Source organism: Chitinophaga niabensis, assembly GCF_900129465.1.
In the GTDB taxonomy this organism is placed as follows: Bacteria; Bacteroidota; Bacteroidia; order Chitinophagales; family Chitinophagaceae; genus Chitinophaga; species Chitinophaga niabensis.
Genome location: NZ_FSRA01000002.1, coordinates 1,915,967 through 1,929,698 on the forward strand (window position 1 = coordinate 1,915,967; position 13,732 = coordinate 1,929,698).

At 46.1% G+C, this 13,732-nt stretch carries 11 protein-coding genes; 4 read left to right on the plus strand and 7 right to left on the minus strand.

What is annotated here, in order from left to right; translation table 11 throughout:
• Nucleotides 1-2 precede the first annotated feature (2 nt).
• Nucleotides 3-2,363 carry a PDZ domain-containing protein gene (locus BUR42_RS25145; protein WP_074242312.1) on the minus strand — a complete coding sequence of 787 codons (2,361 nt, stop codon included), beginning with the start codon at nucleotides 2,361-2,363 and terminating at the stop codon, nucleotides 3-5.
• A gap of 148 nt (nucleotides 2,364-2,511) precedes the next feature.
• On the opposite strand from BUR42_RS25145, the gene BUR42_RS25150 reads away from it, so the two are divergent.
• Genes BUR42_RS25150 through BUR42_RS25165 form a run of 4 tightly spaced genes read left to right on the plus strand, consistent with a single transcriptional unit; the run spans nucleotide 2,512 to nucleotide 5,383 of the window.
• Nucleotides 2,512-3,348, plus strand: coding sequence for an ABC transporter ATP-binding protein (locus tag BUR42_RS25150; RefSeq protein ID WP_074242313.1), 837 nt, complete (start codon nucleotides 2,512-2,514; stop codon nucleotides 3,346-3,348).
• An 11-nt stretch (nucleotides 3,349-3,359) separates the two neighbouring features.
• Nucleotides 3,360-4,220: a hypothetical protein gene (locus tag BUR42_RS25155; protein WP_074242314.1), complete on the plus strand. Its 861-nt coding sequence runs from the start codon at nucleotides 3,360-3,362 to the stop codon at nucleotides 4,218-4,220.
• 12 nt (nucleotides 4,221-4,232) lie between these two features.
• The gene (locus BUR42_RS25160; RefSeq protein ID WP_074242315.1) at nucleotides 4,233-4,607 is read left to right on the plus strand and encodes a GntR family transcriptional regulator; all 375 of its coding nucleotides are present in this window, start codon (nucleotides 4,233-4,235) and stop codon (nucleotides 4,605-4,607) included.
• 23 nt (nucleotides 4,608-4,630) lie between these two features.
• Complete coding sequence (locus BUR42_RS25165) at nucleotides 4,631-5,383, plus strand: hypothetical protein (RefSeq protein WP_074242316.1); 753 nt, start codon at nucleotides 4,631-4,633, stop codon at nucleotides 5,381-5,383.
• Nucleotides 5,384-5,439: 56 nt separating this feature from the next.
• Here the strand turns inward: BUR42_RS25165 and BUR42_RS25170 are convergent, their stop codons facing one another.
• The 6 genes from BUR42_RS25170 to BUR42_RS25195 all read right to left on the minus strand — a co-directional run bounded on the left by BUR42_RS25170 (nucleotide 5,440) and on the right by BUR42_RS25195 (nucleotide 13,714).
• Nucleotides 5,440-6,615, minus strand: a complete 1,176-nt coding sequence (locus BUR42_RS25170; RefSeq protein ID WP_074242317.1) for a M20 metallopeptidase family protein — start codon at nucleotides 6,613-6,615, stop codon at nucleotides 5,440-5,442.
• Entirely contained in the window at nucleotides 6,612-7,034 is a 423-nt protein-coding gene (locus BUR42_RS25175; RefSeq protein WP_074242318.1) for an SPOR domain-containing protein, read from the minus strand. Before BUR42_RS25175 ends, BUR42_RS25170 begins: the two co-directional genes overlap by 4 nt.
• Before the next feature lie 16 nt (nucleotides 7,035-7,050).
• Nucleotides 7,051-7,704 carry a deoxyribose-phosphate aldolase gene (gene deoC / locus BUR42_RS25180; RefSeq protein WP_074242319.1) on the minus strand — a complete coding sequence of 218 codons (654 nt, stop codon included), beginning with the start codon at nucleotides 7,702-7,704 and terminating at the stop codon, nucleotides 7,051-7,053.
• 95 nt (nucleotides 7,705-7,799) lie between these two features.
• Complete coding sequence (secA, locus tag BUR42_RS25185; protein WP_074242320.1) at nucleotides 7,800-11,120, minus strand: preprotein translocase subunit SecA; 3,321 nt, start codon at nucleotides 11,118-11,120, stop codon at nucleotides 7,800-7,802.
• A gap of 322 nt (nucleotides 11,121-11,442) precedes the next feature.
• A complete protein-coding gene (locus BUR42_RS25190) occupies nucleotides 11,443-12,942 on the minus strand; it encodes a PKD-like family lipoprotein (protein WP_074242321.1) in 1,500 nt (499 codons plus the stop codon).
• A gap of 19 nt (nucleotides 12,943-12,961) precedes the next feature.
• Nucleotides 12,962-13,714, minus strand: a complete 753-nt coding sequence (locus BUR42_RS25195) for a DUF4843 domain-containing protein (RefSeq protein ID WP_074242322.1) — start codon at nucleotides 13,712-13,714, stop codon at nucleotides 12,962-12,964.
• Nucleotides 13,715-13,732: the final 18 nt, after the last annotated feature.

The window sequence follows — 13,732 nt, forward strand, 5'->3', positions numbered from 1 at the left end:
TATTATTTTTTTACAGTTAATTCTAACGATTGCTGATTACGGAACACTTCTATTTTTACCTCCTGTTTCCAGGCATGTTCCTGGTAGAAAGAAATAAAATCTTTCGCATTCCGGACCTTAGCATTTTCAATTTTCAGCACTACATCTCCTGTTCTAAATCCATTCTTTGCGGCTTCACTTGTGGCTGGAACTTTTATAAAATAGGCTCCCTGTTCATCCGGTAATCCTGTAGCGGAGCGTTCACCCAACCCGTCGATATTTTTCACGGTGGCGCCTCTCCAGGTGAGGGTAGTATTGGTGCCGGATTTTTGTGAATAGAGTTCTTTAGGTAATGGAACCGGCGCTGCTTTAGCCTGCAACCTTTTGATGCGTACGCCAAATTCATTCATTGGAAAGTTCTTAAACCCTACTGCTAATGCTTTGCTGCCGGGCTTTACGCGGTAGTCTCCTTTTGCAAAATCAACGAATTGCGGATTACCGGCAACGGAATGTGCATCTGTTCCATTTGCCTGTGCCGCTGCCAGTGCAGCGGCATCCGGGAAGAGATTATAGTCAACTTCTTTACCCCATACATCTATTCTTATCGGTTTGTAGGAAGTGGTAACGATATTATGAGTGAACACATCCCCGCTGTTCTTAAACCATACATGCGGATGGAAGGAGTTGTTGATCATGATATTATTCTCCACGATCCGGAAAAAACCTTCCCGCAATTTGAGCCCGCCGTTCAGGCAAACATTATTATAGATGCGGTAATTGGATGAACCATCATCCAGGTCAATATCCCAACCATGGTCACAACGGAAACGGTTATGGCGGATAACAGTTTGGGTGATGGCATCCAGGGTTACCAGGCCAATGTTAGCAGTGGTGGCACTATCCATCACACGGCGGTTAGGATGCCAGAAACGGTCCCTGCCCCATGAGTTGAAAGCGCCATGGTCCCCTGTTTCCAATACAGTGTTATATACATCGTTGTGTTCAATGATATGCCCGCCCCAGGTACCTTCGTTTACATTGATACCGGCACGAGGTACATTATGGATGGTATTCCAGGCTACTTTGATATTCATGGCCATGGAAATGTGTACGCCGGCAGATTGTTTTTCCACTTCGCCGATGTATTGGATGAGATTATCCTTGGCGTCACATTGTTTGGGATAATTATCATTCAGCGGCCCCTGCTCAAAATCCATTGTAGTGAAAGGCACAAAAGTATTGTACTCAAAAGCCGGGGAGCGTACGGCATCAGGGCTGCCAACAAAGGCAATGCCGCTGGCGCCTGCTTTGTAGATATGGCAGCTGTCTATATTTACATGCCGGTTATAATTGTTCACAAAAACGGCGTTACCACCTACTTCATTGAAAACACAGTTGCTTACATAACAGAATTCCGCGCCTTCGATCAGTAATGCGCCTCCACGGTAAATGGCCCAGTCGCTGCGTAAGAGGGGTTCTTTTGTTTCCATGAAGGTCCTGGCATTACCGGCGAATTGCAGGTTGTTCAGGATGATCTGTTTCACAGGAGCTTTTGCAGATCCTTTGATCGCGATCAGATCTTTCAGTACGGCATACTGCACAGTGGCAGGCAAATTACCGGCCTGTGGCATATAATATAAGTAATGCTCTTTTGCATCAAAGTACCATTCGCGTGCAGTGTCTAACTCTTCCAGTACATTCTCCACGAAACGGTTCTGAGGATGTAAACCCATCTGCCGGTTGTTTTGCCAGCCCCCTTCTAAAATGGCTTCTCCTTTATCATCTACGCCTGTTACTTTATAATGATAACCTCCCCATTCTGCACGGTGTAAAGCGTGTACGGTGGCACCAGCAGGTTGCTTCCAGGTTTTGATCCTTTCAGGGGAGATAGCATCTGCTGCAACACCATGATAGAAACGGGCATTGGGATCGTAATTGGGATAACGTGCCAATACCTGCTGCTGCCCGTTGATAAATAAACGGTCCATGATGGTAACAGCAGCAGGAACAGGACTCCTGTATATTCCTCTCTGCCAGTTTTGCCATGTTGTTTTCAAGGGCTGTGCACCACTGAGAATAGCCGTTTCGCCTGGATAACCCATAATAAAAAGCACGCCCTGCATTGAGGCATTGTCTTCCGGCGTAAGTACCAATGTGCTGTCCAGGTAATAAGTGCCTCCGCGCAGGATCACCTGGATACTGGCATCTTTATTTTGAGAACGAAGTGCCCGCCAGAGTTCCTGGGCACGATGCAGACTGGCTACCGGCTTCTCTTTGGTGCCGGAATTCTCATTGGTACCGGAGGGGGATACATAGATACGTTGTGTTTGGCCGAATGCCGGCAAAGCTATCATAACGCTGTAGAGTAGGATCCATTTTAACATAATTCTAAGTTAACGGCTTATTTATCAATCAGATGATAGTAATTGAACTATTTCTTGCTGAAAAATATCCCGCTCAATATTTGGAGAATTGAAAAATACCTGTACTTTTACAGTGTACTAGTTTAGTAGTACACTAAAACATGAAGCAATGATATCCCTACAACAACTTCATTTTCATTACCGAAAGGCGCAGCCTGTGCTGAAGGATGTTAACCTGAGCCTACAGCCCGGCCGGATCTATGGTTTGCTGGGAAAAAATGGTGCAGGCAAGAGCAGTTTACTGTATCAGTTCTGTGGTCTTTTGTTCCCTATTTCAGGGCAATGCAGGGTAATGGGCTATGAGCCGGCCAAAAGGCAACCTGCTTTTTTGCAGCAGGTATATCTGTTACCGGAATCTTTCCATCTGCCGGACATGAACATTGCGCAGTATCTCCGGCTCTTTGCTCCTTTTTATCCCTCCTTTGACCATGAGGCATTTAAACGGCACATAGTTGCTTTTGAGATCCCTGATGGGCAAAGCCTCCAGGCGCTTAGTCATGGTGAGCAGAAAAAAGTGCTGATCAGTTTTGCGTTAGCTACCCGCGCCAAAGTATTGTTAATGGATGAACCTACCAATGGTTTGGATATTCCCTCCAAGCGCCAGTTCAGGAAAGTGATTGCCGGTTGCCTTGAACCGGATCAGTGTATGATCATCAGTACGCACCAGGTAAAAGACCTGGATAGCCTGATAGATGAGGTGCTGATCCTGGAAGATCACGGCATCCTGTTGCAGGAATCTGTTGCCCGCATCACAGAAAAACTCTCCTTCCGCCAGGTAATGAGCTTGGAAGAATCAGAGGCGCCTATTTATAGTGAAGGTTCTTTGAAAGGTTATGTGGTAGTGGCCGTGAACCGCCAGGCAGAACATTCCCGGCTGGATATGGAAATGTTCTTCAATGCGGTAATGGTGGAAAAAGAAAAGATCGTATCCCTGTTCCAACAATAAAAATATTCTGTATGCAATTCTCTTTTGCCCGTTTCTCTTACTTGTTCAAATTGCAGATGGCGGCAAACCGTAAGCTGTATCTGCTGGGTATGGCCGCTATGGCAGGTATGATGCTGTGTTATATGTTCTTAGGCGTTTTCACTTTTGAAAACGGACTGACATTCGAAACGCAGATCGATTTTATATCAATTGCCCTGATCCTGTCCGGCAGCTTCTTTGCTTCTCTTATCTTTAAACAGTATGGGGATAAGGATAAACGGATCCAGTCCATCCTGCTACCGGTTTCTAATACAGAACGGCTGGCAGTTGCTGGCCTGTTCACTTTTCTTCTTTTTCCACTTGTTTTCATCCTGCTTTACTTTATCTGTTTGACCATTGCCAATTCGGTAGATGTACATGTATTAGGTAATATGAATGATATCTATATGCTGAATGGGATAGAAGGCAGGTATATGTTTATGATTTTCTTTCTTGTGCAGTCTGTATCCTTATTGGGTGCTATCTGGTTCAGGCGGTTCACTTTTGTGAAAACGGCTGTATTGGCATGTTTGGTGATCATTTTCTTTTCTTCGGTCAATGAGCTGATCAATAAGATGGTATTAGATGATCCGGAAGGGAAGGCGGCGGCTTATTATGCTGCGGAGAATAAAGATCCGAAGCTTCCTCCTGTTCGCTTTGAATTGGTTGGCTCGCCACCCTATCAGAGCCTGCGTTTTTACGGCAAGACCAATTATGGTTACTATGTAGAAAAGACGGCCTATTGGGTTTCACTACCAGTTAGCCAGACGATCGGTTTTACCATATTCCTTGGCCTCATTCCGTTTTTCTTTTTCTATGTGGTGGGTGTAAAACTCCGGGAGCAACAATTATAAAACAGATCAATCATGGAATTCAATAATACACAGGCCATCTACCTGCAGATTGCAGATTACGTTTGCGACCAGGTGCAATTGCAGCATTGGCCGCCAGAAGGGAAGGTACCTTCTGTCCGTGAGCTGGCAGTGAGCCTGGAAGTAAATCCCAATACCATTATGCGGTCTTACGAGTACTTACAGCAGCAAGGTATTATCTATACCCGCCGGGGCTTAGGATACTATGTAAGTGAGGATGCGCTCCGCAAGGTGATTGCATTACGTAAAGAACAATTCCTGCAGGAAGAGTTGCCGCAGTTCTTCCGCAAGATGTTCCTGCTGGGCATTGAGCTGGATGAGCTGAAGGCCCGCTTTGAGAAATTCAAAACCCGCCAGGCTAAAGCCTGAACATTTATTTAAAAGATCTTCGCATGAAAAAAAGTAATAAGCTCCTTATCGTTCTGTGCTGCTTTATAATTATTACGCTGGTGTTCTTTAATATGTTACTCAATGTGCAATTAAAGGCAGGTAATTTCCGGAATGATTTTAAGGACATTCCTCCTGTGGTTGTTACTTTACAACCATTTAACCACGTTGTATACGATGGCAGGTTATATATGAGCCATTCCCGTACCAGCCAGAGCTGGACGGACCGTAGCATGTACCTTAGCATTGGCGAGAAGGAAAAATATAAGCTGGAAATGCCTTCGAATATTACATCGCTGCTGAAATACAGTTACCAGGGAGATACCTTGTTCATTAGTTTTAATGAGAAAGGTGAAAAAATAGGCCGTCGTGATTATGTGCCGGAATCAGGCGTGCCATTACATCTCTTTGCGCCTGGTTTGACCTCCGTTTCCTCCCTGAGCGGTGCAATTATTTTTAGCGGTATTGACCAGAAAGGGCCACTGGCATTGCACCTGAGCCAATCCATGAACTTCACGCTACATAGCCTGCATTTACCCATATTAAACCTGCATATCGACACAAATGCGCAGGTAAGGATCATAGACAATAGCTATGTGGATTCGCTGGCACTTACTATGAGCAAGAACACGGTACTCACTATTAACACACCTGATAATATTAAAAGCTTACAGCCTGTGCAGTTAGATGCATCCGCGAGGATCAGTATGGAAGGAAAGGCTAACGATATGAAAACGTACCTACAAAAAACGCAATAATTCTAGTCTCTAAAGATGCATACCGTTCCGATCTTCATCGGAACGGTTTTTTATTTTCAGAATTGGGTAGCGAGGTAAGCCATTGTGCCGCTTCCTATCTCCAATGCATTTTCATCAATGTCAAATATGGGGGTATGTACACCGGCTGTGATGCCGCGTGCTTTATTGCCGGTGCCTAACCTGAAGAAACAGGCAGGGATCACCTGGGAATAGAAGGAAAAATCTTCTGCACCCATTCGCAGTTCTGTATCCACTACATTTTCCACGCCCATGTATTCTTCTGCCAGGGTGCGTGCAGTAGCGGTAACGGCTTCGTTGTTATAGAGCGTAGGATATCCTACGAGGATATCGATCTCTATTTCAGCTCCCATAGCGTGTACCAGTTCCGTAGCCTGTTTGCGGATCAACTCATGGGCTTTGAAGCGCCATGTTTCATCCATTGCCCGGAAGGTACCCATCAGTTTAACTTCGCTGGGGATCACATTGGTGGTGAATCCGCCATTGAAAGCACAGATGGACAATACGGAGGGAGAGAAAGGATCATTATTCCTGCTGATGATCTGTTGCAGGCTCACCACCAGGTTGGAAGCAATGAGGATGGTATCTGCTGTGAGATGTGGTGCAGCGGCGTGGCCGCCTTTACCTTTCACCGTGATATAGATCTCATCTGCACTGGCCATGTATTTCCCTGCGCGGAATCCCAGTTTGCCGGTTTCCATGGCAGGCAGTACATGTAAACCCAGGATAGCCTGTGGTTTAGGGTTTTCCAGGGCGCCATCTTTGATCATAAGGCTGGCACCGCCAGGATGTTTTTCTTCCCCTGGCTGGAATAATATTTTCACGGTACCCTCAAATTCATCTTTCAGCTGTTGTAATATACGTGCGGCGCCGAGTACTACTGTTGTATGCACATCGTGGCCACAGGCATGCATTACGCCGGGATTCTTTGATTTATAGGGTACATCGTTTGCTTCTTCAATGGGCAGTGCATCAATATCGCCTCTTAAAGCAATGATCTTTTTGGAAGGGTTCTTTCCTTCGATCAGGGCTACCACTCCTGTTCCGGCTATGCCTGCTGTGTAAGGGATGCCATATTCATCCAGTTTGGCCTGGATGAACTTAGATGTTTCATATTCCTGGAAAGACAGTTCGGGATGGGAGTGAAGGTGATGCCTGCAGGCTATCAGGTCAGGCGCATATTGCCTGGCCAGCGATTGTATCCGATTCTTCATTCTAATTCTTTTTCCGGTGACACGTTGATGATAGCCGGTACTACAAATACGCCTCCTGAAAACTGGGTAGATAATTTATCCCTTAGTTCGGATGCTTCTTCACGGGATTTGAAATCCCCTATGCGTACTTTGAAATAGGGTGCCTGGAAGTCCAGGTAAGTGCGGTATTCAGGGAACAGCTGCATCACTTTGGCTTTGGCCTCATTGGCATCGTTCCGTTTGTTGCTGGAAAATACCTGTACGCGGAACCCGGGTTGGTTTCGGATGGCGAGGGTATTAATATAGATCTGTTTTTTGATCAGCACGTCTATGCGGCTGTCCTTTGATACTTTAATGCTTCCTGCATTGGCGCTATCCTGTGCCCGTACGGTAACCGCGGCGAGCATCAAAAGAAATAAACAGCCTGTTCTATAGAGCATATATAAATCGTTTGTTTTAATGTGCCTGTTTCATGATCTCCACACTGGCGCTGGCCCCGATACGGGTGGCGCCGGCAGTTATCAGTTCCTGCGCAAAGGCAAAGGTACGAATCCCTCCCGAAGCCTTTATTTGAATATTCGCAGGTAAATGTTTACGCATTAATGCCACGGCTTCCACACTGGCCCCTTTTTCAGCATACCCGGTGGACGTTTTAACGAAGTCCACCCCGTATTTTGCATATAATTCGCAGCATCTAATGATCTCTTCCTCCAATAATATGCCACTTTCAATAATCACCTTGATCACTTTCTGCTTATTACGGACCAGGGGCATAATAGTGCCGATCTCTTTTTCCACGTAACCCCAGTCCCCATTACGGATAGCCAGGATATTGGCCACCATATCCAGCTCGTCTGCTTCGTCAATAATAGATAATACGCTTTCGGCCACTTTTGCCTCAATGGCGGAATAACCGAAAGGAAAACCTATTACGGTGGCCACTTTGGTGGTGGTGTTGCCTACGAATGTTTTAGCGAGTTTAACGAAAGGAGGGGGAACGCAAACAGCTGCAAAATCGTATTCTACAGCTTCCATGCAGAGTTTTTTAATGTCCTCCAGGGTGGTAGTAGGTTTCAATACCGTATGGTCTATGTAGCGGTTTAATTTCATAGCGGGTTTTTCTTAAAACATAACGGAGTTACACAGATGACCTGGGTAACTCCGTATGCAATTATTGAAATATCGTGCAATTATTGCATGGTAAATTAAGCGTCTTTACCGTGGCAGGCTTTGTACTTTTTACCGCTACCGCATGGGCAAGGATCGTTACGGCCTACTTTAGGTCCAACACGTACCGGTTCCGGACGGTGTTGTTCTTCTGCGGGTGCATACTCCTGTTCACGGCGCTGCGGCTGTCCGCCGCCACCATTTTCAAACTCCTGGTGTGAAGCGCGCATGCGGCTCATATCGGTTTTTTGCTCATGGCCTTCAGTGATCTCATCTTCTCCCTGGCTGCCGGGGATACCAGCTTTACAAAGGAAGGCTACGATCTCTTTACTGTTTTCGGCGCTCATTTGTTTGAACAACTGGAAGGCTTCGAACTTGTAGATCAGCAAGGGATCTTTTTGTTCGTATACGGCACTTTGTACTGATTGTTTCAGATCATCCATCGCACGGAGGTGTTCCTTCCAGGCGTCGTCTATCAATGCCAGTGTAATGCTGCGTTCCAGGGCTGCTACGGTTTCGCGGCCTTGTGTTTCCACTACTTTCTTCAGTGGTGCCAGCACGTTGATGCCTTTTTTACCATCTGTGAACGGAATGGAGATATTTTCGATGTGCTGGCCTTGTTCCTCGTAGATCTTTTTGATCACGGGGAGGGTGCCATGCATCACTTCTGTTGTTCTGCGGTGATAGTTGCTGGTAGCTTCTGAGTAGAGCTTCTCAGCAATTTCCTGAACATTGCCTTTAGCCAGTTCGTCCTGTGTAATGGAGGTATCTACTGCAAAGTTCAGGATCACATCCAGCTTAAATGTTTCGTAGTCGCCGGTTTCACGATGGGTGTTCACCAGGTTCTCTGCTACTTCATAGAAAGCATTATCGATGTCGATGGACAATCTTTCTCCTAAAAGGGCGTGGTTACGTTTGGAATAGATCACGGTACGTTGCTTGTTCATCACGTCATCATATTCCAGGAGGCGTTTCCGGATGCCGAAGTTATTTTCTTCTACCTTCTTCTGTGCTCTTTCAATAGAACGGGTGATCATGCTGTGCTGGATCACTTCTCCTTCTTTATAGCCCATTCTGTCCATCAGCGAAGCGATACGGTCTGAACCGAACATACGCATCAGGTCATCTTCCAGTGATACAAAGAATTGAGAAGTACCGGGATCTCCCTGGCGGCCTGCACGACCACGTAACTGACGGTCAACACGACGGCTTTCGTGACGTTCTGTACCAATGATGGCCAAACCGCCGGCTTCTTTTACACCAGGCCCGAGCTTAATGTCTGTACCACGACCGGCCATGTTGGTAGCGATGGTCACAGCTCCGGCCAAACCAGCTTCTGCAACGATCTGTGCTTCCCGTGCGTGCTGTTTGGCGTTCAATACATTGTGAGGGATCTTTTCGAAGGTGAGCATTTTACCCAGCAGCTCAGATACTTCCACGGAGGTAGTACCTACGAGTACGGGGCGTCCTGCATTTTGTAAACCTTTGATCTCTTCTATAACAGCTTTGTATTTGTCTCTTTTGGTCTTATACACGAGGTCTTCCGCATCTTTACGTGTAATGGGGAGGTTGGTGGGGATGGTCACTACATCCAGTTTGTAGATCTCCCAGAACTCGCCGGCTTCTGTTGTAGCAGTACCGGTCATACCGGCCAGCTTGTGATACATCCGGAAGTAGTTCTGCAGGGTGATGGTAGCGAAGGTTTGTGTAGCGGCTTCCACCTTTACATTTTCCTTGGCTTCGATGGCCTGGTGCAAACCGTCTGAATAACGGCGGCCATCCAGGATACGGCCTGTCTGTTCATCTACGATCTTCACTTTTCCGTCCATTACCACATACTCTACGTCTTTATCAAATAAAGTGTAGGCTTTCAGTAATTGTTGTACGGAGTGGATACGTTCAGATTTGATGGCGAAGTCCTGCAACAGCTGATCTTTCCTTTGCAGTCTTTCTTCTGCGGAGAGTTCCAGCTTTTCCAGTTCTGCTATTTCAGAGCCAACATCAGGCATGAGGAAGAAGTTTGGATCTTCTCCGGCACCGGTGATGAGGGCAATCCCTTTTTCGGTAAGGTCTACACTGTTGTTCTTTTCTTCAATGTGGAAGTAGAGTCCTTCATCCACTTTGGGCATTTCCCGTTGTTGGTCCGCGATATAATAGTTCTCTGCTTTTTGTTGCAGCACTTTGATACCGGGCTCACTTAAATATTTGATGGTTGCGCTGTTCTTGGGAAGACCGCGCCAGGCACGCATCAGGGCAAGACCACCGGTCTTAGGATCGTCTTTACCTTCAGCGATGAGTTTCTTAGCTTCTATCAGGCTGGCATTCACCACTTTCCTTTGTTCTTCCACCAGGCGTTGGATGCGTGGTTTCAAAGCATGGAATTCCTGTTCATCCCCACGGGGGATAGGACCGGAAATGATCAATGGGGTACGCGCATCGTCAATTAATACGCTATCCACCTCATCCACCATGGCAAAATGGTGTTTGCGTTGCACCATTTCCTCAGGGCTGTGTACCATGTTATCGCGGAGGTAGTCAAAACCGAATTCGTTATTGGTACCGTAGGTGATATCTGCCTGGTAGGCCGCGCGGCGTTCAGCAGAATGTGGCTGGTGTTTATCTATACAATCAACGGTGATACCGAGGAACTCAAAGAGGGGGCCGTTCCACTCAGAGTCACGGCGGGCGAGGTAATCGTTCACGGTAACAATGTGAACACCTTCACCGGCGAGGGCATTCAGGTAAGCGGGGAGGGTAGAAACGAGGGTTTTACCTTCACCTGTGGCCATTTCGGCAATTTTACCGGAGTGCAGTACATTACCACCTATCAGCTGTACATCATAGTGTACCATGTTCCAGGTCACTTCAGTTCCGCCGGCAATCCAGGCGTTTTTCCAGGTCACTTTGTCACCTTCAATGGTCACATAGTCCTTTTTTACAGCCAGCTGGCGGTCGAGGTCAGTGGCTTTGGCAGTGATGGCACCGTTGGCCTCTTTCAGGCGGCGGGCAGTTTCTTTTACAACGGCAAACGCTTCAGGAAGGATTTGTTTGAGGACCTCTTCGATCTTTTTATCTCTTTCCTTGATCAGTTTATCTATTTCGCTATAGGTGATATCTTTTGTATTTACATCCTCCTCACTTTCAGCAGCAGCTTTTTTAGCGGCAATCTCTTTATCCGTTTCGGCCAGGTGAGCTTTAATACGGGCGCGGAAATCCTGCGTTTTTGCGCGCAGTTCATCAATGTTAAGCTGGGAAAGTCTATCGTACTCCTCGTTGATCTGCTTCACTACGGGAACGATCAGTTTGATATCCCGATCAGACTTGTTTCCACCAAAAAGCTTTGTTAAAAAACCTAGCATGTTAAAAATTTCGATTTCGTATAAAAAAATATAACCTCACACAGGTAGGCCTGTATAGGGAAAATATAGACAAATATTAAGCCCGGACAAAGGGTTGTGCCAAGGTGGCAGTAATATATTCCTTTTTTCCGAGGCTCGTAAAATTAGGGATTTTTAGGGGAAAACCTCGAAAAATGAGGTCGGGATGCGGTTTTATAGCAGTTTAAACGGAAAAATAACAAAGGCCGCCCAAAAGGGCAGCCTCGTTCACAGGGTTTCATCTAATCTAGATCGTAAATGGTTGGTTCGGGATCTTACAAAAAAGAGTAACATCTATATATTATCACCTTGTGCGATATTCCATGTCTATTATTTTTCCAAAACCGGTATAAGATTTATACAGCTGGAAGGGTTCGTTGCGGGGCGGCATTGTGTAAACCCTCAATTTCCCGTTGTTGCCTGAAGGGCCGGCGGGATCATAAGATCCCACAATAAGGCCGTTTGTAATGTCTTTATACTTGGTAGCGCCTAAATTGAGCACTTTCAGTTTGCTGATCACTTCCGTTCCCAGGTCTGCCATCAGGTGATGGGTATTATAGTTGATGTCATATTCATATATCTTACTGCCCACAGCGTATAATACATAGCCCAGTTCATGGCCCACTGCAAAATGCTGTGCATGGGCAATATCTCCGGTACTTTGATCTATTTTGGTGAACTGGTTCTGGCGGAATACGCTGGGGTATCCGTCAACAGCCATACGGAACAGGTAATATACTGGCTGCCCCGGATCTTTAAGGATAGTGAAGATATCGTTAAGGTTAAAAGTGGCGTTCTGCATGTATACCAGGTCTTTTCCTGTTTTATAACTGAGCAGCGCATTGGAAGGGGTGGGGATGGAATCCACACCTGCGTCTTTAGAGCCATCCAGCCTTACAAACCATCTTCTTTCCACATCATAGAATACCATCCAGTTAGAGAGCGAGCTATTGGCCTTACCGATGAAGGGGGCGAGTTTAACAGGCGTATTTACACCCGCCATTTTATTTTGCGGAAGACCATATCCCAGCCCGGAAACAGGATATTGCACATATAACTGATCATCTGACATCATGCAATACGTGCCGTAGGCAACATCCATCAGCCTTGGTGCAAAACCAGCGGGTGGCGGGCCCAGCATTTCATAACGGATAGCCCCTGTGGTTTGCCAGGTAAAATCATCGGCACTTAATTTATTTGCGCCATCGTCTGTCAGAAAATAGAGGGCGGTTTTGGCTTTGAAGGGATCATTCATCAGTTTGATGGCACGGGGTCCTTTTTGAGATGCAAGGCCCGAGTTCGTAAATGTCAGCAGGTCTGTGATCAGGGTTTCTCCGATCGGTGCCGGTAATACACTTACCATATCTATCCTTGCCATACCATTCACATTACTTAATACCAGCCAGCCTTCATAGACTTTAGATTGTATGGTAAGCCTGAATTCAGTTTTGTATTGTACGCCGGTGGAGTTATCTCTCACCCGTAACCACGCTTTGTATTTCCCTACTTTGGCTGTGACCTCATATTCCAGGTCCCTTGTAGTAGCGATCAGCTTATTATTGTTTTCGCTGATGTCGTCGAGGAAAAAAATGATCCATTCATATGAATACCTGCCAGTGTCAGCTTTATCCAATAAGAAGTCCAGCCTGGGTTTGATACGTAGTGTATCCTTGAACGTCATGGTGTATTGAGGGGCGATATTACTGATGGCAATATCGTTGATCTCTTTATAGGTATAATTTCCGAGATCTTTGTAACAGCCTGCTATAAGCGTGGCTGCTAAAATGAAAAATATTTTCTTCATAGTTAATTTTTAAAAATGATCAGAGTCCGTCTCCCATTTTCATTACGGAGCCATCTTCTTCATACACGATCCTGCCTGCTGCGGCTTCATCTGCGAGATAGTTTTTCATGAAGTTGCCGTAATATTTTACCGTACCTACAGAGATGGTATTGTTCAGGGTAGCTACCGGAATATCCAGCAACTGGCAGAGCAGTACGTACTTTTTCCGTGAATAGGGCCCCAGGTAACCATCCAGCCAGTATTTAGGCCTTGCCAGGGCATCGTCTACAAGAATGGTGTGAACAGTAGCACTGATGTATTTTTTGGTATCCGGAACATAGAGTTGGGGCAGATCTGTTTTGAAATTTTCATTTTCCAGTAACTGAATGCAGAGGGCAAATGTTTTCACCTGCATATCCCGGTGTTTCAGGAATTTTACGGGTAACAGTACCGATGCTTTTCCCGCCGGTACAATAGCCGTTGTGGGGAATGCTTCATAGTGGATACCTGCCTTTGCTGCATTGGCGGAAGTATCGATCACTTTGATGCTGAACTGCCTGTCTTTTGGAACAGTATCTCCTTTCACCCTGATAGAGAGCGCGAAAATGCTGTCTGTTTTTTCAGGATGATAAGCAAAGGTGAGAACGGATGTATCTACCCGTACATAAACACCTGCTGTGGGTTCGTTGTATACTTCAAAATAAATGCCGGCGGTACCACTGTAAAGCGGGATCTCAGACCGTTGACAGGAAGCTGTTAAAAAGAGCAGGATATAAAGAATGATTTTTTTCATCACTGTTAGTTTTGGTTG

What these genes read in the sequence shown, in the direction of transcription:
- BUR42_RS25145 (WP_074242312.1), bottom strand. Translation starts at nt 2,363, where the DNA reads ATGTTAAAATGGATCCTACTCTACAGCGTTATGATAGCTTTGCCGGCA.
- BUR42_RS25150 (WP_074242313.1), top strand. Translation starts at nt 2,512, where the DNA reads ATGATATCCCTACAACAACTTCATTTTCATTACCGAAAGGCGCAGCCT.
- BUR42_RS25155 (WP_074242314.1), top strand. Translation starts at nt 3,360, where the DNA reads ATGCAATTCTCTTTTGCCCGTTTCTCTTACTTGTTCAAATTGCAGATG.
- BUR42_RS25160 (WP_074242315.1), top strand. Translation starts at nt 4,233, where the DNA reads ATGGAATTCAATAATACACAGGCCATCTACCTGCAGATTGCAGATTAC.
- BUR42_RS25165 (WP_074242316.1), top strand. Translation starts at nt 4,631, where the DNA reads ATGAAAAAAAGTAATAAGCTCCTTATCGTTCTGTGCTGCTTTATAATT.
- BUR42_RS25170 (WP_074242317.1), bottom strand. Translation starts at nt 6,615, where the DNA reads ATGAAGAATCGGATACAATCGCTGGCCAGGCAATATGCGCCTGACCTG.
- BUR42_RS25175 (WP_074242318.1), bottom strand. Translation starts at nt 7,034, where the DNA reads ATGCTCTATAGAACAGGCTGTTTATTTCTTTTGATGCTCGCCGCGGTT.
- deoC (WP_074242319.1), bottom strand. Translation starts at nt 7,704, where the DNA reads ATGAAATTAAACCGCTACATAGACCATACGGTATTGAAACCTACTACC.
- secA (WP_074242320.1), bottom strand. Translation starts at nt 11,120, where the DNA reads ATGCTAGGTTTTTTAACAAAGCTTTTTGGTGGAAACAAGTCTGATCGG.
- BUR42_RS25190 (WP_074242321.1), bottom strand. Translation starts at nt 12,942, where the DNA reads ATGAAGAAAATATTTTTCATTTTAGCAGCCACGCTTATAGCAGGCTGT.
- BUR42_RS25195 (WP_074242322.1), bottom strand. Translation starts at nt 13,714, where the DNA reads ATGAAAAAAATCATTCTTTATATCCTGCTCTTTTTAACAGCTTCCTGT.